Source organism: Streptomyces sp. NBC_00454, from assembly GCF_041434015.1.
Lineage (GTDB): Bacteria > Actinomycetota > Actinomycetes > Streptomycetales > Streptomycetaceae > Streptomyces.
Genome location: NZ_CP107907.1, coordinates 5,269,789 through 5,293,784 on the forward strand (window position 1 = coordinate 5,269,789; position 23,996 = coordinate 5,293,784).

The 23,996-nt window shown below is 71.4% G+C and carries 21 protein-coding genes; 8 read left to right on the forward strand and 13 right to left on the reverse strand.

Annotated elements, in window-relative coordinates; translation table 11 throughout:
- Nucleotides 1-79 precede the first annotated feature (79 nt).
- From OHU74_RS24505 to OHU74_RS24520, 4 genes are all read right to left on the reverse strand, one after another.
- A complete protein-coding gene (locus OHU74_RS24505; RefSeq protein WP_371617879.1) occupies nucleotides 80-640 on the reverse strand; it encodes a Clp protease N-terminal domain-containing protein in 561 nt (186 codons plus the stop codon).
- Nucleotides 640-849, reverse strand: coding sequence for a helix-turn-helix domain-containing protein (locus tag OHU74_RS24510; protein WP_371617880.1), 210 nt, complete (start codon nucleotides 847-849; stop codon nucleotides 640-642). Before OHU74_RS24510 ends, OHU74_RS24505 begins: the two co-directional genes overlap by 1 nt.
- A gap of 69 nt (nucleotides 850-918) precedes the next feature.
- Nucleotides 919-1,881 (reverse strand): zinc-binding dehydrogenase, encoded by a 963-nt coding sequence (locus OHU74_RS24515; protein WP_330298535.1) that lies wholly within the window; start codon nucleotides 1,879-1,881, stop codon nucleotides 919-921.
- A gap of 281 nt (nucleotides 1,882-2,162) precedes the next feature.
- Nucleotides 2,163-3,368, reverse strand: a complete 1,206-nt coding sequence (locus tag OHU74_RS24520; protein WP_371617881.1) for an NADP-dependent malic enzyme — start codon at nucleotides 3,366-3,368, stop codon at nucleotides 2,163-2,165.
- A 525-nt stretch (nucleotides 3,369-3,893) separates the two neighbouring features.
- Here OHU74_RS24520 and OHU74_RS24525 point away from each other — a divergent pair.
- The 3 genes from OHU74_RS24525 to OHU74_RS24535 all read left to right on the forward strand — a co-directional run bounded on the left by OHU74_RS24525 (nucleotide 3,894) and on the right by OHU74_RS24535 (nucleotide 6,623).
- Complete coding sequence (locus OHU74_RS24525) at nucleotides 3,894-4,838, forward strand: ABC transporter substrate-binding protein (protein WP_371617882.1); 945 nt, start codon at nucleotides 3,894-3,896, stop codon at nucleotides 4,836-4,838.
- A gap of 70 nt (nucleotides 4,839-4,908) precedes the next feature.
- Nucleotides 4,909-5,859 (forward strand): amino acid ABC transporter permease, encoded by a 951-nt coding sequence (locus OHU74_RS24530; RefSeq protein ID WP_371617883.1) that lies wholly within the window; start codon nucleotides 4,909-4,911, stop codon nucleotides 5,857-5,859.
- Nucleotides 5,860-5,870: 11 nt separating this feature from the next.
- Nucleotides 5,871-6,623, forward strand: a complete 753-nt coding sequence (locus OHU74_RS24535) for an amino acid ABC transporter ATP-binding protein (RefSeq protein ID WP_371619794.1) — start codon at nucleotides 5,871-5,873, stop codon at nucleotides 6,621-6,623.
- Between the two features lie 87 nt (nucleotides 6,624-6,710).
- Here OHU74_RS24535 and OHU74_RS24540 read toward each other — a convergent pair whose 3' ends face one another.
- Nucleotides 6,711-7,400, reverse strand: coding sequence for a trans-aconitate 2-methyltransferase (locus OHU74_RS24540; RefSeq protein ID WP_371617884.1), 690 nt, complete (start codon nucleotides 7,398-7,400; stop codon nucleotides 6,711-6,713).
- Nucleotides 7,401-7,592: 192 nt separating this feature from the next.
- Between OHU74_RS24540 and OHU74_RS24545 the strand changes: the two genes are divergently transcribed.
- The gene (locus OHU74_RS24545) at nucleotides 7,593-8,222 is read left to right on the forward strand and encodes an ABATE domain-containing protein (protein WP_371617885.1); all 630 of its coding nucleotides are present in this window, start codon (nucleotides 7,593-7,595) and stop codon (nucleotides 8,220-8,222) included.
- Here the strand turns inward: OHU74_RS24545 and sodX are convergent.
- Nucleotides 8,126-8,593 carry a nickel-type superoxide dismutase maturation protease gene (gene sodX, locus OHU74_RS24550; protein ID WP_371617886.1) on the reverse strand — a complete coding sequence of 156 codons (468 nt, stop codon included), beginning with the start codon at nucleotides 8,591-8,593 and terminating at the stop codon, nucleotides 8,126-8,128. The genes OHU74_RS24545 and sodX overlap by 97 nt on opposite strands.
- A 206-nt stretch (nucleotides 8,594-8,799) precedes the next feature.
- Here sodX and sodN point away from each other — a divergent pair, with 206 nt between their 5' ends.
- Nucleotides 8,800-9,195, forward strand: coding sequence for a superoxide dismutase, Ni (gene sodN / locus OHU74_RS24555; protein WP_330298542.1), 396 nt, complete (start codon nucleotides 8,800-8,802; stop codon nucleotides 9,193-9,195).
- Nucleotides 9,196-9,298: 103 nt separating this feature from the next.
- Here sodN and OHU74_RS24560 read toward each other — a convergent pair whose 3' ends face one another.
- On the reverse strand, nucleotides 9,299-9,487 hold the full coding sequence (locus OHU74_RS24560) for a DUF6104 family protein (protein WP_030386011.1): 189 nt from the start codon (nucleotides 9,485-9,487) through the stop codon (nucleotides 9,299-9,301).
- A 149-nt stretch (nucleotides 9,488-9,636) separates the two neighbouring features.
- Here OHU74_RS24560 and OHU74_RS24565 point away from each other — a divergent pair, with 149 nt between their 5' ends.
- The gene (locus OHU74_RS24565) at nucleotides 9,637-10,857 is read left to right on the forward strand and encodes an HEXXH motif-containing putative peptide modification protein (RefSeq protein WP_371617887.1); all 1,221 of its coding nucleotides are present in this window, start codon (nucleotides 9,637-9,639) and stop codon (nucleotides 10,855-10,857) included.
- Nucleotides 10,858-11,046: 189 nt separating this feature from the next.
- Here the strand turns inward: OHU74_RS24565 and OHU74_RS24570 are convergent, their stop codons facing one another.
- The 5 genes from OHU74_RS24570 to OHU74_RS24590 all read right to left on the reverse strand — a co-directional run bounded on the left by OHU74_RS24570 (nucleotide 11,047) and on the right by OHU74_RS24590 (nucleotide 20,429).
- The gene (locus OHU74_RS24570; RefSeq protein ID WP_371617888.1) at nucleotides 11,047-14,946 is read right to left on the reverse strand and encodes a multifunctional oxoglutarate decarboxylase/oxoglutarate dehydrogenase thiamine pyrophosphate-binding subunit/dihydrolipoyllysine-residue succinyltransferase subunit; all 3,900 of its coding nucleotides are present in this window, start codon (nucleotides 14,944-14,946) and stop codon (nucleotides 11,047-11,049) included.
- Between the two features lie 258 nt (nucleotides 14,947-15,204).
- Complete coding sequence (locus OHU74_RS24575) at nucleotides 15,205-16,257, reverse strand: ATP-binding protein (protein ID WP_371619795.1); 1,053 nt, start codon at nucleotides 16,255-16,257, stop codon at nucleotides 15,205-15,207.
- 59 nt (nucleotides 16,258-16,316) lie between these two features.
- Nucleotides 16,317-17,060 carry a response regulator transcription factor gene (locus tag OHU74_RS24580; RefSeq protein WP_330298546.1) on the reverse strand — a complete coding sequence of 248 codons (744 nt, stop codon included), beginning with the start codon at nucleotides 17,058-17,060 and terminating at the stop codon, nucleotides 16,317-16,319.
- Between the two features lie 203 nt (nucleotides 17,061-17,263).
- Entirely contained in the window at nucleotides 17,264-19,048 is a 1,785-nt protein-coding gene (locus OHU74_RS24585; RefSeq protein ID WP_371617889.1) for a glycoside hydrolase family 3 protein, read from the reverse strand.
- 82 nt (nucleotides 19,049-19,130) lie between these two features.
- Complete coding sequence (locus OHU74_RS24590) at nucleotides 19,131-20,429, reverse strand: MFS transporter (RefSeq protein ID WP_371617890.1); 1,299 nt, start codon at nucleotides 20,427-20,429, stop codon at nucleotides 19,131-19,133.
- Between the two features lie 151 nt (nucleotides 20,430-20,580).
- Here OHU74_RS24590 and OHU74_RS24595 point away from each other — a divergent pair, with 151 nt between their 5' ends.
- Complete coding sequence (locus tag OHU74_RS24595) at nucleotides 20,581-21,267, forward strand: TetR/AcrR family transcriptional regulator (protein ID WP_371617891.1); 687 nt, start codon at nucleotides 20,581-20,583, stop codon at nucleotides 21,265-21,267.
- A 33-nt stretch (nucleotides 21,268-21,300) separates the two neighbouring features.
- Here the strand turns inward: OHU74_RS24595 and OHU74_RS24600 are convergent, their stop codons facing one another.
- Entirely contained in the window at nucleotides 21,301-21,918 is a 618-nt protein-coding gene (locus OHU74_RS24600; protein ID WP_371617892.1) for a hypothetical protein, read from the reverse strand.
- Between the two features lie 195 nt (nucleotides 21,919-22,113).
- Between OHU74_RS24600 and OHU74_RS24605 the strand changes: the two genes are divergently transcribed.
- Nucleotides 22,114-23,925, forward strand: coding sequence for a hypothetical protein (locus OHU74_RS24605; RefSeq protein ID WP_371617893.1), 1,812 nt, complete (start codon nucleotides 22,114-22,116; stop codon nucleotides 23,923-23,925).
- Nucleotides 23,926-23,996 lie beyond the last annotated feature (71 nt).

Genomic DNA, 23,996 nt, shown 5'->3' on the forward strand with positions numbered 1-23,996 from the left:
AAAACGTTCTTTTCGCTGTACCGGACTCGCGGGCCGCGCCGATGGTTGTATGGGGCAGCGAGATCGGGGGGTCCGTCGGTCAGGCCGCCAGGTTCGCTTCGGTCGTGGCATAGGTGACGCCGTGGTCCGCCAGGACTTCGGCGACGGGGCCCGGCCGGGACAGGAGAGCCAGCAGGAGGTGCGGGGTGCCGATGTGGCGGTCCTTGTGGCCCAGCGCGATGCGCAGGGACGTCTCCAGGACCTTCTTCGAGCCCTGGGTGAAGGGGAAGTGGCGCCGGTCCGGCTCCGGGCGGCCCAGCGCCGAGCGGACCGAGGCCGCCAGGCCCCGCCGGCGGGGTTGTGGCGCGGCCAGGGCGCCCTCGCCGTGCGTCTCCTCGATGCGGGAGACGATCTCCGAGAGGTCGATCCCGAGACCCGCCAGGGCCTCCTCGTCGGCCTTGGACATTCCGCCCCGGCGGCGGGCCGCCGCGAGGTCGGCGGTGATCGCGGCCGGATCCACGCCCGCCGGTTCCAGCGCGCCCAGTGCCATCAGGGAGAGCAGCAGGTGTTCCTCGGCGACCGCGGCGGCCCCGGCGCGGCCGCACTCGGCCACCGCTCCGGTCACAGCAGCGCGCGCGTCGTGGGTGAACCGTTCGAACATCAGAGCCTCCCGTGCTTCTTGTGTACGGCCTGCCGGCTGACGCCCAGCTCGGCCGCGATGTTCTGCCAGGACCAGCCCTGCGCGCGGGCACTGCGTACCTGGACGGCCTCCAGCTGCTCGAGCAGCCTCCGGAGGGCGGCCACGGCACGCAGGCCCACACGCGGGTCACGGTCACCGGCCCGTTCGGCGAGATCGGTGGCTTCGGTCATGGGTGTCAATGTAGGTTGACGCACGGGAGGTGTCAACCTGTATTGACGGCCATGGGTGGTGGGCCGTGGCTACACCGTGAGCACGATCTTGCCGAACAGGTCCCCGGACTCCAGCTTCGCGAAGCCCTCGCGGGCCCGGTCCAGCGGCAGGGTCTCGTCGATCACCGGCCGGACGCCCGTCGCCGCGCAGAAGGACAGCAGGTCCTCCAGCTCGTCCTTGGAGCCCATCGTCGAGCCGACCACCTTGAGCTCCAGGAAGAAGATCCGGGTCAGCTCCGCGTGCGCCGGGCGGTCGCCGCTCGTGGCGCCCGAGATCACCAGGGTTCCGCCGGGGCGCAGGGACTTGATCGAGTGCGACCAGGTGGCGGCGCCGACCGTCTCGATGACGGCGTCGACCCGCTGGGGGAGCCGCGCACCCGGCTCGTAGGCCTCGACCGCGCCCAGCTCGACGGCACGCTTGCGCTTGGCCTCGTCCCGGCTGGTCGCGAAGACCCGTAGGCCGGCGGCCTTGCCCAGCACGATCGCGGCGGTGGCGACTCCGCCGCCCGCGCCCTGGACCAGTACCGAATCCCCGGGGCGGACACCGGCGTTGGTGAAGAGCATGCGGTAGGCGGTGAGCCAGGCGGTGGGCAGGCAGGCGGCCTGTTCGAAGGAGAGCTCGGGGGGCTTGCGCAGGACGTTCCAGGCGGGGACGGTGACCTGCTCGGCGAAGGTCCCCTGGTAGCGCTCGGTCAGGATCGAGCGGGGCTCGTCGGGGCCGACCCCGTGGCCGCTCTGGCCGATGACGGAGTGCAGGACGACCTCGTTGCCGTCCTGGTCGATCCCGGCGGCGTCGCAGCCGAGGATCATGGGGAGCTTGTCCCCGGAGAGGCCGACTCCGCGCAGGGACCACAGGTCGTGGTGGTTGAGGGAGGCGGCCTTGACGTTCACGGTCACCCAGCCGGGGCGGCTCCCTGGCGCCGGGCGCTCGCCCAGCTCAAGGCCGCTCAGCGGCTGGTCACGGTCGATTCGGGCGGCGTAGGCAGCGAACATGTCGGCGACGCTACCGGCCGGTAGCCCGGGGGGCCAGGCCTTGCCGCGGCCTGCGGCCCCGAGCCCGGGTATCCGGACCCGGTGCGGCCCGGCCAGCGGCCGCGCGGGCCCGCTGCGGGGTTGGGCCCTGCGGGGGCTGTCCCCTACCCGCCCTTCCACCGTTCCCTGGGCTCCGCCCAGACCCGCGCCTCAAACGCCGGCGGGGCTGGAATGACGGCAGCGGGGCCCGGCCGGAATGGTTCCGGCCGGGCCCCGCTGCGTGCAGCTCAGTGCGATACCGCTCAGACGAGGCGGGCCACGCCGTCCGCCTTGGCGGCCGCCGCGACGGCCGCGGTGACGGCCTCGGCGACGCGCGTGTCGAACGGCGACGGGATCACGTACTCGGCGGTGAGCTCGCTGTCCGCGACGACACCGGCGATGGCGTCGGCGGCCGCGATCTTCATGTTCTCCGTGATCCGGGAGGCCCGGACCTTGAAGGCACCCGCGAAGATGCCCGGGAACGCCAGCACGTTGTTGATCTGGTTCGGGAAGTCCGAGCGGCCCGTGGCCACGACCGCCGCGTACTTGTGCGCGACGTCGGGGTGGACCTCCGGGTTCGGGTTGGCCATGGCGAAGACGAAACAGTCCTTCGCCATCGTCGCCACCGCGGCCTCGGGGACCGTACCGCCGGAGACGCCGATGAACACGTCGGCGCCCACGAGGGCGTCCTCCAGGGAGCCGCTCTGGCCCGTCTTGTTCGTCAGGCCCGCGATCTCCGCCTTGACGTCCGTCAGGTCGGAGCGGTCGGCGGAGACGACGCCCTTGCGGTCGGTGACGCAGACGTCGCCGATGCCCGCGTCCACGAGGATCTTGGCGATCGCGATGCCCGCCGCGCCCGAGCCCGAGATCACGGCGCGCAGGTCGCCGAGGGTGCGACCGGTGAGCTTCGCGGCGTTGCGCATGGCGGCCAGCGTCACGATGGCCGTGCCGTGCTGGTCGTCATGGAAGATCGGGATGTCCAGGGCTTCCTGGAGGCGCCGCTCGATCTCGAAGCAACGGGGGGCGGAGATGTCCTCCAGGTTCACCCCGCCGAAGGACGGCGCGAGGCGGATCACGGTCTCGATGATCTCGTCCGTGTCCTTGGTGGCGAGCGCGATCGGAACCGCGTCCACACCACCGAACTGCTTGAAGAGAATGGCCTTGCCCTCCATCACGGGGAGGGAGGCTTCCGGCCCGATGTCACCGAGTCCGAGCACGGCCGTACCGTCGGTGACGACGGCGACCACGTTGGACTTCCAGGTGTACTCGTTCACCAGGTCGGGCTGCTCGGCAATGGCGCTGCAGACCTTCGCAACGCCGGGCGTGTACGCCAGGGACAGGTCGTCCTTGTTGTGGACCGGCACGGTGGCCACGATGGCCATCTTGCCCCCCCGGTGCAGCGCGAACACCGCATCCGGGTTGTTGTCCGTCACGCTGTCGCTGCGAGGATTGACGATCTCCGCTGCCACTGTGTTGACCCCTTAAGTCTTTGAATCGTTGAGGGTGACCACTCCTTGTTAAGGGGTGGGCGGGCACCGCGTCCGTACTCCGCGTCAACGGTTTGCCCGTCTCCGCGAAGGGGAGGTTCGTACGCGCGGGCGCGCCGCACGCGCGCCCTGAGCCCCGGATGAGGGGTGTAAGGATCTGTTCTACCCGAAGAACACTCACCCAGACGAGTCGATTCCCGCTCGACCATAGGCTGCTTGCCCCGGTTTTGGCGAAAAGTCCAAACCTTGGCGTCCGATAGGCGAGACACACCGCAAAAACTTCGGTGGAAACGCCTGGTCACAGCGTTTAATCCGGCCCCGAAGCCCCATATCCGCAGGGCTGTTGGGAGCCGGGGGGTGTCCGTTATCCGATTTTGACCTGACGGGCACCCTGAATGTCTCAGTCCGAATGGCAAGATGCCGTAATCACACAAGGTCGCGACACTCGATGGTGCGTGCCCGACCGCTCTCGGACGCGTTTTTCCCCACTGCCGGAGGAATCAGCTCATGACCGCAAGCACCACCCGTCGTACGACCGCCGCCCGGTCCCGGATCGCCGCGGTCGGCGCCATCGCGGTCGCCGGCGCCCTGATCCTCACCGGCTGTGGCGACCAGACCAAGAAGAACGACGGCGGCAGCTCGAAGACCAACAGCGCCCCGCTCTTCTCGGCCCTGCCGAAGAAGATCCAGGACGCGGGCGTCATCAAGGTCGGCACGGACGCTGCTTACGCTCCGATGGAGTTCACCGAGGGCGGCAAGATCGTCGGTGTCGACCCCGACATCGCCGAGGCGCTCGGCAAGCAGCTCGGTGTGAAGTTCGAGTTCACCGCGGGTGCCTTCGACGGCCTGATCACCTCGATCTACACCGGCCGCCAGGACGCGATCATGTCCTCGGTCACCGACAACGAGAAGCGCCAGAAGGGCCTGGACGACTCGGGCAAGCAGATCGGCAAGGGGATCGACTTCGTCGACTACTTCTCCTCCGGCGTCTCGCTCCTCGTCAAGAAGGGCAACCCCGAGGGCATCAAGTCCCTGGACGACCTGTGTGGCAAGACGGTCGCCGTCCAGCGCGGCACGATCTACGAGGACACCTTCAAGGCGCAGGCCACGAAGTGCGGTGACAAGAAGCTCACCATCGAGTCCTTCGACACCGACGCCGAGGCCCAGACCCGCGTCAAGGCCGGCGGCGCCGTGGCCGACCTGAACGACTTCCCGGTCGCCGCGTACATCGCGAAGACCTCCGGCGGCGGCAACGACTTCGAGGTCGGCGGCGCGCAGAGCGACGTCGGTCTCTTCGGCATCGGCGTCAGCAAGGAGAACACCCAGCTGCGCGACGCCCTCAAGCAGGCGCTCGACGCGATCATCAAGGACGGCTCCTACGCCAAGGTCCTGGAGAAGTGGAACGTCAAGGACAGCGCGGTCACGGCCGCCACGGTCAACGCAGGCAAGTGACCCGAGCGAACGGCCGGGCCCTCGCGGCCCGGCGTTCGACGGTCCTGAGTTCCACTGAAGGGCAGTCATCGTGACTGACAAGATCGACAAGGGTCCGGCAGACACCCCGCCGGCCGGACCCGTCGCCTCGGGCACCCCGTACGAGGCCATCAAGGCAATTCCCGTCCGGCACTACGGCCGCTGGATCAGCGGTGTGGTGGTTGTCGGACTGCTGGTCTGGCTCGTCTACGCGTTCTCGCAGGGCAACATCATCTGGAAGACGGTCGGAGACAAGCTCTTCGACCCCTCCATCATCAGCGGCCTCGGCAACACCGTGATCATCAGCGTCTCGGCCATGGCGCTGGGTCTGGCGCTCGGCATCCTCTTCGCGGTGATGCGGCTCTCCAAGAACCCGGTGACGAACTCCGTCGCCTGGCTCTACATCTGGTTCTTCCGCGGCACCCCGGTCTACGTGCAGCTGCTCGTCTGGTTCAACCTCTCGCTGATTTTCCAGTACATCGACCTCGGGCCGATCTACAAGCAAGAGACCGTCGTCCTCATGACCCCGTTCATGGTCGCCCTGCTGGGCCTCGGCCTGAACGAGGGCGCGTACATGGCGGAGATCGTGCGTGCGGGCATCCAGTCCGTGGACGAGGGCCAGGCAGAGGCCTCGCACGCGCTGGGCATGACCCAGACGCAGACCATGCGCCGGGTGATCCTCCCGCAGGCGATGCGCGTGATCATCCCGCCGTCGGGCAACGAGTTCATCAACATGCTGAAGACCTCGTCCCTGGTGTCGGCGGTCCAGTACACGGAGCTGCTGCGCGCCTCCTCGAACATCGGGTCCACGGCCGGCGCCATCATGGAGATGCTGTTCGTGGCCTCCATCTGGTACCTGGCCCTGACCAGCGTGTTCAGCATCGGCCAGTACTACCTGGAACGCCGCTACGCGCGCGGTTCGCTGCGCTCCCTGCCGCCCACGCCGCTCCAGCGGCTGAAGGCCAACCTGAACATGTTCCGCCGTACGGAGGTGGCGAAGTGACCGCCCAGCCGATGGTCAAGGCCGAGGCCGTCCACAAGTCGTACGGCGCCGCCCACATCCTCCGCGGCATCGACCTCGAAGTCGCCCCGCGCGAGGTGTTCTGCCTGGTCGGCCCGTCCGGCTCCGGCAAGTCGACCTTCCTGCGCTGCATCAACCACCTGGAGCGGATCAACTCCGGTCGGCTCTCGGTGGACGGCCAGCTGGTGGGCTACCGCCAGAAGGGCGACAAGCTCTACGAGCTGAAGGACAGCGAGGTCGCGGCTCAGCGCCGGGACATCGGCATGGTCTTCCAGCGCTTCAACCTGTTCCCGCACATGACGGCCATCGAGAACGTCATGGAAGCCCCGGTCATGGTCAAGGGCGAGAGCAAGGCGGTCGCGCGGGCGCGCGCCGTCAAGCTGCTCGACCGGGTCGGCCTCGGCGACAAGGCCGGGAACTACCCCACCCAGCTCTCCGGCGGCCAGCAGCAGCGCGTGGCCATCGCCCGCGCGCTGGCCATGGAGCCGAAGCTGATGCTCTTCGACGAGCCCACCTCGGCGCTCGACCCGGAGCTCGTCGGCGACGTCCTCGACGTCATGCGGGACCTGGCCGAGTCGGGCATGACCATGATCGTGGTCACCCACGAGATGGGCTTCGCCCGCGAGGTCGGCGACAACCTCGTCTTCATGGACGGCGGCGTGGTGGTCGAATCCGGCCACCCGCGCGAGGTCCTGGGCAACCCGCAGCACGACCGGACGAAGGCGTTCCTGTCCAAGGTGCTGTAACCGGCGCCGACCGACATGCGGCAGGGGCGGTACGGGTCTCCCGTACCGCCCCTGCCGCATGTCCGGGCCCTGCTGCTTAAGGGCCCGCTACTTCAGGGCCAGCACCAGTCCGTCCGAGGGCGAGCGCCAGACGGTACGGGCCTCCGCGAACCCGGAGCCGCGCAGCGTGGCCGCGTGCCAGGACTCGGGCGGGGTGTCGCCGTCGGCGTGCTCGCCGTAGATCTCGAACCGGGCCTTCGTCGGCTCGGCGAGCGCCGGGTCGGCGGCCGCCAGCTCCCACCACTCGCGCCAGTCGACCGCGCCGACAGCCTTCGCCCGGTCCATCCCGCCGTGCCGGTGGGCGCGCTCGGCGGCGTTGATCCGGGGGGTGGCGGGGTCGGGCATGTGGTCGGCGTTCATGAACACCCCGCCGGCCCGGACCAGGGGCGCGAGCTGCCCGTACAGGACGGCGAGGTCCGTGCTGGGCAGCCAGTGCAGGGCCGTGGCCGTCAGAACGGCGTCGTAGGAGTCGTGGGGGAGGGCCGCGCGCCAGTCGGGGTCCTTGAGGTCGGCGGTCACGAAGGTGACGCGGGGGTCGCCCGCGAAGTGGCCCCGGGCGATCGTCAACAGCGCGGGGTCGAGATCGACCCCCGTACTGGTGGATTCGGGGAACCTCTTGAGGAGGCGGTCCGTGATGCTTCCGGTACCGCAGGCCAGGTCCAGCACGCGGGGGGCCGTGCCGACCAGTGCCTCGACCATGTCCAGCATCACCCGGAACCGCTCTTCGCGGTCGGGCATGTACCACTCCTGCTGGCGGTCCCAGCTGTCCTGCCAGGCCTGCCAGTCGGGTGATGTCCTATCGGAGCGTGCGGTATCGGATCCTGCCGTACCGGAGCGTGCGGTTTCCGCCACGAAGTCCTCCATGCGTAATACCCTCGTACCTATCTCAGCCGTTACCGCGAGACTAATCCGCAGCCGTAAGGACTACAAGTGGAATTGGCCCATTACTCGGACTACGCCGTGCGCCTGGTCAACACCGAGGAGCCGGCCCGCAACAAGGACTCGCTGACCTCCGTGGACGCCGTCCGCGCGCTCTTCGGCGCCAGCGTGCAGATGGCCCGCCGCGTCACGGACGGTGACGTCACCCGCTTCCGCAACGTCCGCGGCCGGCTGCGCAGCGTCTTCGAGGCCGCCGACGGCGGGGACCACGTCCTCGCCGTCGACCTGCTGAACTCCCTGCTCATGGAGTTCCCCGTCAGCCCCCAGGTCTCCGGCCACGAGACGCTCGGCGAGGCCGGCGGCCCCGACTGGCACATCCACCTCGCCGACCACCCCTCCAACGCCTCCGCCGGCTACGCCGCGATCGCGTGCTTCGGGCTGGCCTTCCACCTCACCGAGCACGGGCCGGACCGGCTGGGCCTCTGCCAGGCGGCGCCCTGCCGCAACGCCTACCTGGACACCTCCACCAACCGCTCCCGGCGCTACTGCTCCGACCGGTGCGCCACCCGCGCCAACGTCGCCGCCTACCGGGCCCGCAAGCGGCTGGAGGCCGAGGAGTCCGCCCGCAGCGGGCGCAGCGCCGACGCCGCCCAGGAGAGCCACGCCCTCAGCGAGCGCTGATCCTGCGCCGCGTGCTCCGGCCGCGGGCGGGGCCTGAAGCGCGCCACCGCGGTCGCCAGCACCAGCTCGTCGGGGACCGGCCCGTAGTCGGTGCTGTCGCCCGTCTCGTTGTACGGGTTGTCGCCCAGCACCCACCAGCCGCCCGGCCGCCGCTCCGCCGCCCGTTTGACGACCAGCAGGTCCTGCTGGAACGGGTGGCGCAGCACCACGACGTGGCCCCGCCGCACCGGGGCCCCGTACCGGACCACCAGCTGGTCCCCGTTCTCCAGCGTCGGCGCCATCGAAGGCCCCTGCACCGCCACCACGCCGATCTGCCTGAGCGGCGACTTCCACTCCCGCGTCCCCCGGCGCGAGTGAGCGTTCCCCGACATGCGCGACCCCGACATACCCGACCTCCTCGCCCGGCTCGCCGGGTCTCGTCCCACCCCGCATGCTGCCGCACGCGTCCGTACATTCGCTCACCGCCCCGGGGAGCGCCCTGGACTTTTGTCCCAACCGCATGGGGGCGGCCGCGAAAACGTCTCTCTCACGGAGTAATCTCCCCCTTGAGAAGACGATCACGAGGAGGACAAACCCCATGCTTTCCCGCCTGTTCGCCCCCAAGGCCACGGTCTCCGCCCACTGCGACCTGCCGTGCGGCGTGTACGACCCTGCCCAGGCCCGCATCGAGGCCGAGTCCGTCAAGGCCGTGCAGGAGAAGTACCAGGCCAACGACGACGCCGACTTCCGCGCGCGCGCCATCACCATCAAGGAGCAGCGCGCCGAGCTCGCGAAGCACCACGTCTCGGTGCTGTGGAGCGACTACTTCAAGCCGCCGCACTTCGAGAAGTACCCGCAGCTGCACGCGCTGGTCAACGACACCCTGAAGGCCCTCTCGGCCGCCAAGGCGTCGAACGACCCGGCGACCGGCGCCAAGGCGCTGGAGCTCATCGCCGAGATCGACCGCATCTTCTGGGAGACCAAGGCCGCCTGATCGCGACCTTGTCCTCGTTGTCCCCAGGGACCATGACGAAGGGGCCCGACCGCTTCAGCGGTCGGGCCCCTTCGTCATGGAGCGGGAGCGGCGAGGGCGGTTCTCACGCGTCCTCGTCGTCGTCCTCGTCGTCCAGGCGCGCCAGCCAGGTGGCGAGGCGTTCCACCGGGACCTCGAAGTCCGGGTTCAGGTCGACGAAGGTGCGCAGCTGCTCGGCGAGCCACTCGAAGGTGACCTCCTCCTCGCCGCGCCGCTTCTCCAGCTCCTCGATGCCGCGATCGGTGAAGTACAAGTCGGGCTCCGTGCGGTGGTGGGGTGTTTCCCGCCAGGATAATCCGCCCGGGGCCCACGGCAGGCCCTAGCCGGACTTGACCGCTTTCCGCCGTTCGTGGAGCTCGTCCCCAGGGCAGGGATGGAGCGTCCACGGCTGGAGGTGAGGCGATGAGGCACCCGGAGCCGATCGACGGGGTGCTGCGGGCGCTCGGGTCCACCGAGCCGTCCGCCGAAGGGACCCGGCTGGTGTGCGGCATACGGAGGGACCGGAGGCTGGAGCTGCTCCGGGAGGTGCGCGAGGCCCTGCCCGGGGGAGAGGCCGCCGAGCACTGGGCCCTGCTCGACGAGGCCGAGCGCTACGACCCCGTGGCGACCGCCGACGTGGTGCAGTATCCGGCCACCGGGATATGGGCCGAGGAGACGCTGCGCCGGCTGCGCGCCCCGTACGGGCCACCGGCCGACCTCGGGCACCTCGGAGCGCTCGCCGCCGCCGCGGCCCTGCGGGCCGGGATCGGCTTCAAGGCCACCCTGCGGGCCCCGAACGGCCGCCTCGTCCTGCCCACGCTCGGGCTGCTGCGACCGTCCCGTCCCGGCCCGCTCGCCCTCACCGAGCACTCCTGGGACCCCGGGGACCCGGCGGCGCTGCCCCTGCACGCACTGCCCGACGGGCACACCGCGCTCGACGACCTCGACCCCTACCGGGCTTCGGCGGCCGTCCCCGCCGCCCGCCGGCTCACCCCCAAGGGGCACAAGCGCTGGGACACCCAGTGGTCGGGCGCCCTGACCCTGCTGCACCGCTACGACGCCGCCCGCGCGGAGGAGACCGGCCGGCTGCTGCGCTCCGTCGTCCCGCTGTCCGGCAGCGCCCGGCCGGCCGGGGGCACCCTGCCCGCGGCGCAGGGCTCCGTACTGGCGCGGGCGCAACCGCCGCCCACGCTGGCCGCGGCCCTGGTCCACGAGGTGCAGCACGGGAAACTGGCCGCGCTGGCCGGGGCGTTCCCGCTGCACACCGCCGATCGCACCGCGCGGTACTGGGCCCCCTGGCGAGCCGATCCGCGGCCGCTGGAGGGGCTCCTGCGGGGCGCGTACGCGCACTTGGCACTGGCGGGGTACTGGCAGCGCGCCGCGCTCTACGGGGCCAGGGGGGCGTGGGCGCAGCATGCGCGGATCCGGGCGCAGGTGGCGGCTGTCCTGCCGGTGCTCGTGGGGTGTTGGGAACTCACCGATGGGGGGCGGGTGTTCGTGGACGCGATGGCTGCGGCCGAGCGGGGCATGGACGGGGTTGCGCCGCCGGGGGGCCGGTATGCGGTGGCCCGTGCGGTGGTCGAGCACGACCGGGCCGCATGGTGCGAGGCGCACCCGAACCTGGCCCCTTACACGGTCGGCTGACGCTTCGGGAGCCGCTGCGCGGGGCCGTGTCCCCTACCCGCCCTTCCACCGTTCCCCGGGGCTCCGCCCCGGACCCCGCGCCTCAAACGCCGGCGGGGCTGGATTTGCCCGGCGGGGCTGGAATGCGCCGGAAGGCCCGGCTCCCCGTGAGGGGGGCCGGGCCTTCCAGTGTTCGGGCCAGTGCAGCGGTTACGCCTCGAAGACCTCGTTCAGCAGGAGCTGCTGCTCCGCCTGGTGGCGCTTCGCGGAGCCGACCGCCGGGGACGAGCCGTGCGGGCGGGAGATGCGCCGCAGGCGCTCGCCGGCCGGGATGTCCGCGCCGACCGCCAGGTCGAGGTGGTCGATCAGGTTGAGGGCGATGAAGGGCCACGCGCCCTGGTTCGCCGGCTCCTCCTGGGCCCAGATGTACTTCGCCGTGTTCGGGAACTTGGCGATCTCCGCCTGGAGTTCGGCACCCGGGAGCGGGTACAGGCGCTCGATGCGCAGGATCGCCGTGTCGGTGATACCGCGCTTCTCGCGCTCGGCCTCGAGGTCGTAGTAGACCTTGCCCGCGCAGAACACGACCTTGCGGACCGCGTTCGGGTCGACGGCGGAGTCGCCGATGACCGGACGGAACCCGCCGGTCGTGAACTCCTCGGCCTTCGACGCCGCAGCCTTCAGACGCAGCATCGACTTCGGGGTGAAGACGATGAGCGGCTTGTGGTGCGGGTTGTGGACCTGCCACCGCAGGAGGTGGAAGTAGTTCGACGGGAGCGTCGGCATCGCGACCGTCATGTTGTCCTGCGCGCACATCTGCAGGAAGCGCTCCGGGCGGGCGGAGGAGTGGTCCGGGCCCTGGCCCTCGTAGCCGTGCGGGAGCAGGAGCGTGACGCCGGACGTCTGGCCCCACTTCTGCTCGGCCGAGGAGATGAACTCGTCGACGACGGTCTGCGCGCCGTTGACGAAGTCACCGAACTGGGCCTCCCAGAGGACCAGCGCGTCCGGGCGGGCCAGCGAGTAGCCGTACTCGAAGCCCATGGCCGCGTACTCGGAGAGCAGCGAGTCGTAGACGTTGTAGCGGGCCTGGTCGTCCGAGAGGTAGAGGAGGGGGGTGTAGTCCTCGCCCGTCTCCCGGTCGATGAGGACCGCGTGGCGCTGGCCGAAGGTGCCGCGGCGGGAGTCCTGGCCGGACAGCCGGACCGGGGTGCCCTCCATCAGCAGCGAGCCGAAGGCGAGGGTCTCGCCCATGCCCCAGTCGATGGTGCCCTCGTCGATCATCGCCGCGCGGCGCTGCAGCTGCGGCAGCAGACGCGGGTGGACGGTGACGCCCTCGGGGATGGTGACCTGGGACTCGGCGATCCGCTTGACGACGTCCTGCGAGATCGCGGTGTTCACGGTGACCGGGAACTCCTGCGCGACCTGGACGGGCGCGACCGGGGCGACCGCGGGCTGCGTGGCGGCCTCGCGGACCTCCGCGAAGACCTTCTCCAGCTGGCCCTGGAAGTCCTGGAGCGCCTGCTCCGCCTCTTCCAGGGTGATGTCGCCGCGACCGATGAGGGACTCGGTGTACAGCTTGCGCACCGAGCGCTTCTTGTCGATCAGGTCGTACATCAGCGGCTGCGTGAACGCCGGGTTGTCGGACTCGTTGTGGCCGCGGCGGCGGTAGCAGATGAGGTCGATGACCACGTCCTTGTTGAACGCCTGACGGAACTCGAAGGCCAGGCGCGCGATGCGGACCACGGCCTCCGGGTCGTCGCCGTTCACGTGGAAGATCGGCGCCTCGATCATGCGGGCCACGTCGGTCGCGTACATCGAGGAACGCGAGGACTCCGGGGCGGCGGTGAAGCCGACCTGGTTGTTGATGACCACGTGCACGGTGCCGCCGGTGCGGTAGCCGCGCAGCTGCGACATGTTCAGCGTCTCGGCGACGACGCCCTGGCCCGCGAAGGCCGCGTCGCCGTGCAGGGCGACGGGCAGGACCGTGAAGTCCGTGCCGCCCTTGTTGATGATGTCCTGCTTGGCGCGGACCACGCCCTCCAGGACCGGGTCCACCGCCTCCAGGTGCGAGGGGTTGGCGACGAGCGAGACCTTGATCTGCTCCCCGTCCAGGCCCGTGAAGGTGCCGTTGGCGCCCAGGTGGTACTTGACGTCGCCGGAGCCGTGCATGGACTTCGGGTCGAGGTTGCCCTCGAACTCGCGGAAGATCTGCGCGTACGACTTGCCGACGATGTTCGCGAGCACGTTCAGGCGGCCGCGGTGGGCCATGCCGATCGCGACCTCTTCGAGGCGGGCCTCGGCGGCCGAGTCGATGACGGCGTCGAGCAGCGGGATGACGGACTCGCCGCCCTCCAGGGAGAAGCGCTTCTGGCCGACGTACTTCGTCTGCAGGAAGGTCTCGAAGGCCTCCGCCGCGTTCAGGCGGCGCAGGATCCGCAGCTGCTCCTCGCGCTCCGGCTTGGAGTGCGGGCGCTCGATGCGGTCCTGGATCCAGCGGCGCTGCTTGGGGTCCTGGATGTGCATGAACTCGACGCCGGTGGTGCGGCAGTACGAGTCGCGCAGCACGCCGAGGATGTCGCGCAGCTTCATCATCGACTTGCCGGAGAATCCGCCGACCGCGAACTCGCGCTCCAGGTCCCACAGGGTGAGGCCGTGCTCGGTGATGTCCAGGTCGGGGTGCTTGCGCTGCTTGTACTCCAGCGGGTCGGTGTCGGCCATGACGTGGCCGCGGACCCGGTAGGAGTGGATCAGCTCGAAGACGCGGGCGGCCTTCGTGACGTCGTCGTCGTGCGAGGCGTCGATGTCCCGGAGCCAGCGGACCGGCTCGTACGGGATGCGCAGCGCCTCGAAGACGTCGTCGTAGAAGCCGCTCTCGCCGAGCAGCATGTTCGCGACGATGCGCAGGAACTCGCCGGAGGCCGCGCCCTGGATGACCCGGTGGTCGTAGGTCGACGTCAGGGTCATGACCTTGGAGATGGCCAGCTTGTTCAGGGTGTCCTGGGAGGTGCCCTGGAACTCGGCCGGGTAGTCCATCGAGCCGACGCCCATGATGACCGACTGTCCGGGCATCAGGCGCGGCACGGAGTGGACGGTGCCCAGGCCGCCGGGGTTGGTGAGGGAGACCGTCACCCCGGTGAAGTCGTCCATCGTCAGCTTGCCGACGCGGGCGCGGCGGACGATGTCCTCGTACGCCTGCCAGAACTCGAAGAAGTTGAGGGTCTCGGCCTTCTTGATGCCGGCGACGACGAGCTGGCGGTCGCCGTTCGGCTTCACCAGGTCGATCGCGAGGCCGAAGTTGATGTGCTCCGGCTTGACCAGGGTCGGCTTGCCGTCCTTCTCCGCGAAGGAGTAGTTCATCGACGGCATGGCCTTGATGGCCTGCACCATCGCGTAGCCGATGAGGTGGGTGAAGGAGATCTTCCCGCCCCGGGCGCGCTTCAGGTGGTTGTTGATGACGATGCGGTTGTCGAACAGCAGCTTCACCGGGACGGCGCGGACGGAGGTGGCCGTCGGCACTTCGAGGGAGGCGTTCATGTTCTTGACCACGGCAGCCGCCGGGCCGCGGAGCGTCACCAGTGCGGGGCCCGTGGGGGCCTCGGTGGCGGGCGCGGCCTTCTGGGGGGCTACAGACGTGGGAGCGGCGGCGGGAGCCGGAGCCTGAGGGGCGGGGGCAGCCGGTGCGGCGGCGGCCGGGGCCTGGGAGGTGACAGTCACAGCAGGGGCACCAGAGGGGGTGGCAGGTACAGGGGCAGGTGCTGACACAGGCGTCGTGGGCGCGGCGGCAGAAGGTGGCGTGACACTCGCCGCCCCCGTGGCGGCGTCGAAGGCCTGCGGGTTCTGCACGACGGAGGTGGCGGCCTGTGCGGAGGCGCCATCCGTCGTCGGCGTGGACTTCTTCGGCTCTTCGGCCTTCACGGGGGCGATGGCGCCCCCGGGCTTGTAGTCGGCGAAGAAGTCCCACCAGGCCCGGTCGACAGAATTCGGGTCCTGGAGGTACTGCTGGTAGATCTCGTCGACGAGCCACTCATTCGCGCCGAAGCCTGGAGCGGGGTTCTTCCCGCCCTCTGATGCTTCGGTCGTGGTGCTCGAGTTACTGGGGGACTGTGGCGACACGGCGGCAACCGCCCTCTTCCGCTTCACAAGGTATGGACAGCGGGAATAAAGGCTACGCCTCCCGGGCCGTGAGATGCAGACCGGGCGGGACTTCCGTCGCGTAGGTCACACCGAACGGCGGGTTTCACCGCTTGAAATGGCGGGAAACAAGCGTGGTTCGGGCAGGAGGCACCGCGGTTGCGACCCCCTAGGCCTCGCACCCCTGACGGACCCCGGTATGTGTGGCCGAGATCATGTCCTTCCCACTAGAACCCTACGTCAACCCGGCGCCTGTGAGCTGCCCGGAAGCGTGACGAGGATGCAGCAGCCCCGTGACGATTCGGCCACCCCGATGTGCCCGCCGTGCAGCCCGACCGCCCAGCGGGCGATGGCCAGGCCCAGCCCCGTCCCGCCGTCACCGCCCCGGGCGCTGCCCCGGTTGAACCGCTCGAAGACCCGGTGGCGCTCCTCCTCCGGAATTCCCGGACCCTCGTCCCGGACCTCCAGGGCCAGGCTCCCGGGCGCGTCGCCGGCCCGCGCGCGGACCGTGACCCGGCCGTGCGGCGGGCTGTGCTTGACCGCGTTGTCGATCAGGTTCGCCACCACCTGGTGCAGCCGCTCCGCGTCCGCGTACGCCGCCAGGTCGGTCGGGAACACGTCGAGGTGGAGGTGGACGTCGTTGCGGGTGTGCCCGCCCGAGCCGGAGGAGAGCCCCGGCCGGCCGGACGCCGCCAGCCCCGATTCCTTCAGCACCCCCGAGAGGTACGGCCACACCTCGAAGCGGCGGGCCCGCAGCGGCACCACCCCGTTGTCCACGCGGGACAGGTCCAGCAGGGTCTCCACCAGCCGGCCGAGCCGCTCGGTCTGCTTCAGCGCCGTCCGCATCGTCTCCGGATCGGCGGCCGAGACCCCGTCGACCACGTTCTCCAGTACCGCCCGCAGGGCCGCGATCGGCGTGCGCAGCTCGTGCGAGACGTTGGCGACGAGCTCCTTGCGGTGCCGGTCCACCGCCTCCAGGTCGTCCGCCATCAGATTGATCGTGGAGGCCAGGTCGCCCAGCTCGTCGCGGCGCCCCGCCCCGCGCACCCGGCGCGTGTAGTCCCCGTGGGATATCGCCCGCGCCACGGTGGTCATGTCGTCCAGCGGAGCCGTCAGGCTGTGCGCCACGAACTGGGTGATCAGCATCGAGGCGATCACCGAGAACACCGTGATGAAGCGGACCTCGGTGGCCGTGCGCAGCGCCACCATCAGCAGCCCCGTGGTGATGAAGACCGACACCACGACGAGCGTGCCCAGCTTGGTCTTGATCGAGAACGGCGAGAAGGGCCGCAGCCCCCCGGTGCCACCGGCTCCACTGGAGCGGCTGACGCCGCGCTCCCCGCCGGGGCGGCTCACGGCTGCGCCGGGGTCTCCAGGGCGTACCCGACGCCGTGGACCGTACGGATCCGCTCGGCGCCGATCTTCCGGCGCAGGGCCTTGATGTGGCTGTCGACGGTACGGGTCCCCGAAGCGTCGGCCCAGTCCCAGACCTCGGCCAGCAGCTGCTCCCGCGAGAGCACCGCCCGGGGGGTCCCCGCCAGGCACACCAGCAGGTCGAACTCGGTCGGCGTCAGGTGCACGTCCTCCGTGTGCACCCGTACCCGGCGCTGCGCGTGGTCGATCTCCAGATCGCCCAGGCGCAGCGTGGCCCCGCGCGGAGCGTGCGCGGCCAGCGTGGCCCGCTCCACCCGGCGCAGCAGTACGTGGACCCGCGCGGCCAGCTCGCGCATCGAGAAGGGCTTCGTCATGTAGTCGTCGGCGCCGACCCCGAGCCCGACCAGCATGTCCGTCTCGTCGTCCCGGGCGGTGAGCATCAGCACCGGGACCGGCCGCTGCGCCTGGACCCGGCGGCAGACCTCCAGGCCGTCGAAGCCCGGCAGCATCACATCGAGCACGAGCAGCTCCGGCAGCCAGCTCTCGGCGGCGGCCACCGCGGCCGGGCCGTCGGCGGCCGTCTGCACCTGGAAGCCCTCGGCGCGCAGCCGGGCCGCGATCGCCTCGGCGATGGTGTGGTCGTCCTCGACGACGAGCACCCGGCGCTGCGCGCCGGGGGTGGCCGCGGCGCCGTTGTGGGTGGTGGTGTGCGTCTGTTCCATTTCCCGCCCCTGAAGATCCCGCGTGGATAGGGGTGCAGCGTAGAGGAGCGGCTGGCCTCCGGCTATGACGGGTTCAACAGGGGGTTCCGCTTCGAACGCCGGCGTGGCTGGATTTTCCAGCCACGCCGGCGTTTGAGGTGCGGGGTCCGGGGCAGAGCCCCGGGGAACGGCGGAAGGGTGGGTAGGGGATCGGCCCCGCAGGGTCAGAGGCGCAGCCCGTGCCCGTACGGGAACACGGGGTCGACCGTGTCGTTCGGGACGTCCGGGCGGGAAGCCGCCACGGCTTCCATCGAGCGCGGGAGCTCGAAGGGCAGACGCCCCTCGGCGGCGGCCCGCCCGAAGGCCACGTCCAGCAGCGCGGCGTCCGAGGCCCCGTAATCCGCGATCAGCGCCCCCGCCCGCTCCGCGATCTCGGGGATCACCGCGGCCCGTTCCAGGTTGATGCAGACCAGAGTGGGCACGGTGTCCAGGAGGGTCAGGATCTCCGTGAGCTCCGGCTCGGGGAAGGCCAGCGAACCCGAGTGGAAGAAGGACTCGAAGATGTTCGTGCGGGGTTCGTGCGGGGTGCGCAGCCGCAGCACGGCCAGGTCCGCCCCGGCCGGGTCGGACACGAGGTCCCCGTACCCGGCGGCGACGGCCTCGTCCACGCCCTTGACGTACAGCTTCGGCTTGCCGGAGGCGGGGCCGGAGGTGACGGGGAGGATCCCGCCGGTGTTGGTCAGGACCGTCAGCGAGCGCCGCTGGGCCGCCGCGCCGGCCGCCGCGAAGTCGGCCCGGCCGACCGTCTGGGCCGCCGCGTCCGGGTCCACGTACGGGTTCTCGAACAGGCCGAGGACGAACTTCTCGCGCAGCAGCCGCCGTACCGACTCGTCGATGCGGGACTCGGAGATCCGGCCCGAGCGGACCAGCTCCACGATGACCTCGGGGCACTGCTCGCCGCCGAACTGGTCCGAACCCGCCTCCAGCGAACGCGCCGTCCGCTCGGCGGTGGACAGGTGCTCCAGGCCCCAGGCGCGGGCCGGGTGCTTCTCGCCGAAGATCACCGAGTCCGTGAGCAGGCCCCAGTCGGTGCAGACGATGCCCTGGAAGCCGAGCTCCTCGCGGAGCAGGCCCGTGACGACGCCCTTGTTGAAGCCGAAGCCGACCTCTTCCCAGTCCGTGCCGATGGGCTGGCCGTAGTACGGCATCATCTGCGAGCAGCCGGCCGCGATGGCCGCCTTGAACGGCTCCAGGTGGTGCTCGCGCAGTCCGCCCGGGTAGATCTGCTCCTTGCCGTGCGCGAAGTGCGGGTCCTCGCCGTCCTTCTGCGGGCCGCCGCCCGGGAAGTGCTTGACCATCGCGGAGACCGAGCCCGCGCCCAGCTCCTCGCCCTGCAGGCCCCGTACGTACGCCTGGACCAGCTCGCCCGTCAGCTTCGCGTCCGAACCGAAGGTGCCCGACTGGCGCGCCCAGCGGGGTTCGGTCGCCAGGTCTATCTGCGGATGCAGGGCGACGCGGAAGCCGACGGAGAGGTACTCGCGGCGCATGATGTCGGCGAAGGCGAAGACCAGCTCCGGGTCGCCGATCGCGGCGAGGCCGATGGCCTCGGGCCAGGCGGAGAAGGCGCCGGCGTTGAAGGAGGCGCCGACGTTGTCGGTGAAGGAGTGCCGGGGGTCGGTGGACAGGGTCACCGGGATGCCGAGGCGGGTGGCGGCGGCCATCTCCTGGACGGCGTTCTGCCACATCGCCATCTCGCGGGCGCCGTAGGAGCCGAGGAGGTTGAAGTGGGTGAGGAAGCGGCCCTCGATCAGCTCGGGGGTGGTGAACGGGAGGATCGAGCCGTCGGTCTCGGTGACCGGCGTGCCGTCCGGGTTCATCATCAGCATCGAGTGGAAGAGCTGGCCGGCCTTCTCCTCCAGGGTCATCCGGGACAGCAGGTCCTCGACGCGCCGGTCGACGGGGAGCGCGGAGTCCTTGTAGGCGGGCAGGCCGTGGGAGGCGGTGGTCATGGGCTGGCTCCTGAGAGGGTGGCGGTCACGGGGAGGGGTGGCGGTCACAGGGAGGGGTGGCGGTCAAGGGGAGGGGTGGCGATCACTTGACCGAGCGGATCAGCTGGACGAGCCCCGCGCCGACGGCCGCCGCGATGCCGCCGAAGAGGAAGAGGGCTCCGTAGTTGCCCCCTCCGCCGATGGCCAGGACGAAGGGCGCGAGCATCGGGACGAGTGACTGGGGGAGGGCGTTGGCGATGTTGAGCACGCCCATGTCCTTGGCGGCGCTCTCGGGGTCGGGCAGCACGGCGGCGGCCAGCGCCACGTCGACCGCGAGGTAGAGGCCCTCGCCGAAGCCGAAGACGGCCACGGCGAAGAGGAACATCCCGAAGGTGCCGGCGGTGGCGATCAGCAGCAGGCCGACGCCGATGACGAAGGCGGAGGCGAGCACGAAGGGCTTGCGGCGGCCGGTGGAGTCGGAGAGCCAGCCGCCCGCGAGGGAGCCGACGACCACGCCGCCGACGGTGACCAGGGTGGTGGTGAACATCTTCGAGGCGACGTCGGCCTCGGCGACCCCGAGGCGGTCCATCAGGAAGTACACCTGGTAGCTGGTCACGCAGGCGATGCCGATGAAGACCAGGAACCGGCTCGCGAAGTTCCAGGCGTAGTCCGGGTTCTTGCGCGGGTCGACCCAGAAGCTGTGCAGGAACTCCCTGAAGCTGTACGGGGCCACGGACGCGGCGGACGCCGGCCGGTCGGGCATCACGGAGGCCAGGACGCAGACCCCGAGGACGCCGACGAAGGCCGGGACGATGAAGGCCAGCGCCATGTTGTCGGTGAAGACCTGTGCGAGGAAGCTGCCCGCGACCATCGAGACGGACAGCATCATGCCGACCATGCCGGAGACCCGGCCGCGCTGGTGGTCCGGGATCAGGTCCGGGATGCAGGCGGTGACCATGCACAGGGCGGCGTTGCAGCCGAGCTGCGCGATGGCCCAGCCGATGAGGAGCGTGGGGACGCTGGAGCCGAGCCCGACCACCGTCAGGCCGACGGCGGCGACCGCCATGCCGCCGACGAGCCAGGGGCGGCGGCGGCCGAAGCGGCTGGTGGTGCGGTCGGAGAGGGCGCCGAAGAGCGGGTTGCCGATGAGGGCGAGGAACGCGCCGACGGAGAGGACCTTGCCGAGGGCGGCGCCGCGTTCGGCCTCGGGGACGATCTGGGCCACGCGCAGGGCCAGGGTCACGACGATCGGCGTGAAGACGGCGATGCAGATGCCGAGCTGCGCGGCGACCAGGCCGAAGATCAGCTTGGCGGGTGCGTCGGCGGGTGCGTCGGCGGGGGTGGCCTGATCCGGTCGGTCTTCGGCTTGGTGTGCGCCTCTGGCGTCCTGCGTGAGCGTCATGGGGTACTCCAGCGTTCCCGCGATCGGCCTCGTCGCCGACCCGGCTTTTTCACCGTAAGCGCGAAAACCATGCACCTACTAGGTTTTGGTTTGGTGACCTGGGTCACTCTCCCGGCGTGGCCGAAAACACCCTGCGTCTAGGGTGTTGGGCATGGCACAGGACAAGGGCCGAACGGCACAGGACAAGGACCGAACGGTCCCCGATTCGACGGCCGCCAAGGGCCGGGGCAGCTACGCGGTGGGCGACGCCCGCCGCCAGAAGATCCTCGACACCTCGGTCGAGCACTTCGCGCAGTGGGGGTTCCACGCCTCCTCGCTCGCCCGGATCGCCAACGACTGCGGGATCACCCAGGGCGGCCTGCTGCACCACTTCCGCAGCAAGGAGGACCTGCTGCTGTCGGTCCTGGGCCAGAGCGAGCAGCACGACATGGACCGGCTCTTCGCCGAACCCGCCGAGGAGGTCCCCTCGGTCGCCGCCCACTTCGCGGCCGTCGTCGCCCTCGCGGAGGACAACGCCCGCCGGCCCGGCCTCGTACGGATGTTCAACACGCTGGTCGGGGAGTCCGGGAACCCGGGCCACCCCGCGCACGACTACTTCCGCCGCCGCTACGCACGGGTCCTGCGCTACAGCGTCGACCTGCTGGAGGCGGGCGTCGCGCGCGGCGAGCTGCGGCCGGGGACGGACTGCGAGGCCGTCTGCCGCGAGACCCTCGCCGTGATGGACGGCTTCCAGATCCAGTGGGTCCTGGACCCGGAGGGCGTGGACATGGCGGTCCTGCTGCGCGGGTACCTGGACCGGCGGCTACGGGAGATCACAGTGGCGGGGACGGGGCTGTAGCGGGGCGGCCAGGTCGTCTCTTTCGGACACCCCCTAGCGCGGGTCGAAGGGCGGCAGGGCGCCCAAGACCTTCACCAAGGGGGCCGGGAGCGTGGTCTGGGCGGCGGCGACCTCGTAGCCGCCGTACGCGAAGGCGTACGTGAACGCGTCGGCCACGGGCCGGTCGGGCATCGAGATCCGGGGCAGGTGGGCGAAGTCGGCCTCCTGGAGGGCGGTGCGCAGCTTCGCCAGGGCCGCCGCCGAGAGCTTGTCCCCGGAGACCGCCTTGGCCTGGGCGTCGAGCCGCAGGAACGATCCGTCGCCCTTGATGACCAGACTGCTCGTCTGCCCCTTCATGCCCCCGCTCCGGGTGACCGTGACCAGGGTCGCGGTGGAGGATGGCCCCGAGGCACTGGGTGCGGGAGCGGGCACGGAGCCGCTGGCCGAGGGCTGCGGGGCGGTGCCCGTCCCGCCGGTCCCCGCGCTTGAGCCCGTCGCGCTCGGGTCCGGGCTCCCGCCGGGGGTGGCCGTCGGCGCGCCGGAGCCGCCGCTGGTGCCCGGGGTCAGGACCTGGCCCGATGGTGTCGCCTTCGGTCCGGCCCCGTCCTTCGACCCGCCGAAGGAGCACCCGGTCAGGGCCGGTGCAACGGCCAGCGCCACGGTCGCGGCCACCAGACCGACTCGCCATCCACGTGCTCGCACGCCCCACCCCCGCAGGTATTCGGCTCGAACCCCGAGTATGGAGTCGGCACCACCCGTACGGATAGCACCCGGAGGCCCCACATCCGCCGCTTCGCCCTCTGGCGCTGGCTGCCGCCGCTCACCGCCCTCGCGCTCGGCCTCTGGGGCCTCCCGCGCGGCGGCTCGATGTGGCGCGACGAGTCCGTCACCTGGCAGGTCGCACACCGCCCGCTCGGCGCGCTGTGGGAACTCCTCGGCCAGGTCGATGCCGTGCACGGCCTCTACTACCTGCTGATGCACGCGGTCTTCGCCGTGGCGGGCGGCGGCGCGGACGGGGCCTCCGCCGGCCTGTGGGCGCTGCGCCTGCCCTCCGTGGCCGCCACCGCCCTGGCCGCGGCCGGGGTGGCCGCGGTGGCCCACCGGCTGGCGGGGGCCGGGGGACGGACTGGCGAGGACGGGGCGCGCCGTGAGGACGGGGCGTCCGGGGGGCGGCCCCCGGAGGGCCGGGCGGCTGCGGACGGGCTGTCCGCGGAGCGTCCGTCCGGGGAGCGCCCCTCCGGGGATCAGCTGCCCGGAGACCGACCGGCTGCAGACGGGCTGTCCGGGGACGGGGCGTCCCGGGACGGGCTGTCCGGAGAGCGACGGGCCGGGGATCAGCCCTTCGGAGACCGGCCGGCTGCGGACCGGCTGTCCGGGGAGCGACCCTCCGGGGAGCAGCCCTCCGGGGCGCGGCGGCCCGGGTACCGGTCGCCCCGGGACCGGCCCGCCGCGGAACGGGCCGCGCTGTTCGCCGGGGTCGGGTACGCCGTGCTGCCGCCCGTGCAGATGTACGCCCAGGAGGGGCGCTCGTACGCCCTCGTCGCCGCGGCCGTGATCTGGGCGACGTACCTGATGCTGCGCGAGCGGTGGGTCGGCTACGCCGTGGTCCTGGTGCTGGGGTGCTGGCTGCACGAGTTCGCCGTACTGGCCCTGCCCGCGCACGCCTTCACCGCGTGGCGTTCGCGCGGCTGGCGGTGGAGCGCCGCCGCCGTCGTGGCCGGGCTGCTGCCGCTCGCCCTGGTCAGCGCGCGGCAGGCGCAGCAGCAGCTGGGCTGGCTCGGCCGGCCCGGCTGGCAGGACTGGGCGGCCTACGGAGTCCTCGCGGCGGCGGCGCTGCTCCTGGCGCCGCGCCCCGCGACGCCAGGCCCTTCGCGGGGCCGGGTGTCGCGGGGCCTCGCCGCACCGGCCGGAAGCCCGGGTGCGCCGTCCGGTACGGGGGCCTCCGGCCGGCCCGGCGCGCGCACGCACCGGACGCCGAACCCCGACGGGCCGAAGCGGCCTGCCGCGGAACCGGCCGCCGCGGCCGCGCGGGACCTCGTACGCGTGGCCCTGCCGCTCGCGCTGCTGCCGCCCGGGGTGCTGCTCGCGGTCTCGCTGGTGCACCCCTGGTACGTGGACCGGTACGTCCTCTACTCGCTCGCCGGTCTCGCCCTCCTCGCGGGGACCCGGCTGGCACAGGTGCGGCGGCCCGTGCGGGCCCGGGACTGGTGGCCCTGGCTGCTGGCCGCGGCGCTCCTGGTCCCGGTGGGGTTCTGGTCCGCGTGGCTGCGTACCCCGGAGAGCCGCAAGGACGACGCGCTCGCCGTGGCGGCGGCCGTGCGGGAGCGGGCCTGGCCGGGCGACGCGGTGCTCTTCATGCCCTCCCGGCGGCGCGAATGGCTGCTGTCCTCGCCGGAGGTCTACGGGTCCCTGCGCGACCCGGCCCTGTCCCGCACCCCGGCGGCTTCGCGGAGCCTCCAGGGGGTGGAGCGGACCGCGCAGGAGATCCGCGAGGCCCTGCTCGACCCCTCCACCGAACGGGTGGTGGCCCTCCTGGACCCGTCGGGCCAACCGCTGGACGGAGACCCGGCGGAGGCGGTGAAACGGCAGACCCTGGTCTCCTCCTTCGACCTGTGCTCGGTGACGCAGGTCCGCGGCGCCCGAGTGGCCCTCTTCGCCAAGCCGGGCGGCTGCCGGTAGCCGCGGGGGGCCGTTCCGGAGCCGTCCGCCGTAGCCGGCTCCTCCGCCGCGGGCTGCTCCGCGACCGCCTG

Bases quoted from the DNA above. Each gene is read 5' to 3' on its own strand.
- OHU74_RS24505 (WP_371617879.1), bottom strand. From the start codon at position 640: ATGTTCGAACGGTTCACCCACGACGCGCGCGCTGCTGTGACCGGAGCG.
- OHU74_RS24510 (WP_371617880.1), bottom strand. From the start codon at position 849: ATGACCGAAGCCACCGATCTCGCCGAACGGGCCGGTGACCGTGACCCG.
- OHU74_RS24515 (WP_330298535.1), bottom strand. From the start codon at position 1,881: ATGTTCGCTGCCTACGCCGCCCGAATCGACCGTGACCAGCCGCTGAGC.
- OHU74_RS24525 (WP_371617882.1), top strand. From the start codon at position 3,894: ATGACCGCAAGCACCACCCGTCGTACGACCGCCGCCCGGTCCCGGATC.
- OHU74_RS24535 (WP_371619794.1), top strand. From the start codon at position 5,871: ATGGTCAAGGCCGAGGCCGTCCACAAGTCGTACGGCGCCGCCCACATC.
- OHU74_RS24540 (WP_371617884.1), bottom strand. From the start codon at position 7,400: ATGCCCGACCGCGAAGAGCGGTTCCGGGTGATGCTGGACATGGTCGAG.
- sodX (WP_371617886.1), bottom strand. From the start codon at position 8,593: ATGTCGGGGAACGCTCACTCGCGCCGGGGGACGCGGGAGTGGAAGTCG.
- sodN (WP_330298542.1), top strand. From the start codon at position 8,800: ATGCTTTCCCGCCTGTTCGCCCCCAAGGCCACGGTCTCCGCCCACTGC.
- OHU74_RS24565 (WP_371617887.1), top strand. From the start codon at position 9,637: ATGAGGCACCCGGAGCCGATCGACGGGGTGCTGCGGGCGCTCGGGTCC.
- OHU74_RS24580 (WP_330298546.1), bottom strand. From the start codon at position 17,060: ATGGAACAGACGCACACCACCACCCACAACGGCGCCGCGGCCACCCCC.
- OHU74_RS24585 (WP_371617889.1), bottom strand. From the start codon at position 19,048: ATGACCACCGCCTCCCACGGCCTGCCCGCCTACAAGGACTCCGCGCTC.
- OHU74_RS24590 (WP_371617890.1), bottom strand. From the start codon at position 20,429: ATGACGCTCACGCAGGACGCCAGAGGCGCACACCAAGCCGAAGACCGA.
- OHU74_RS24595 (WP_371617891.1), top strand. From the start codon at position 20,581: ATGGCACAGGACAAGGGCCGAACGGCACAGGACAAGGACCGAACGGTC.
- OHU74_RS24605 (WP_371617893.1), top strand. From the start codon at position 22,114: ATGTGGCGCGACGAGTCCGTCACCTGGCAGGTCGCACACCGCCCGCTC.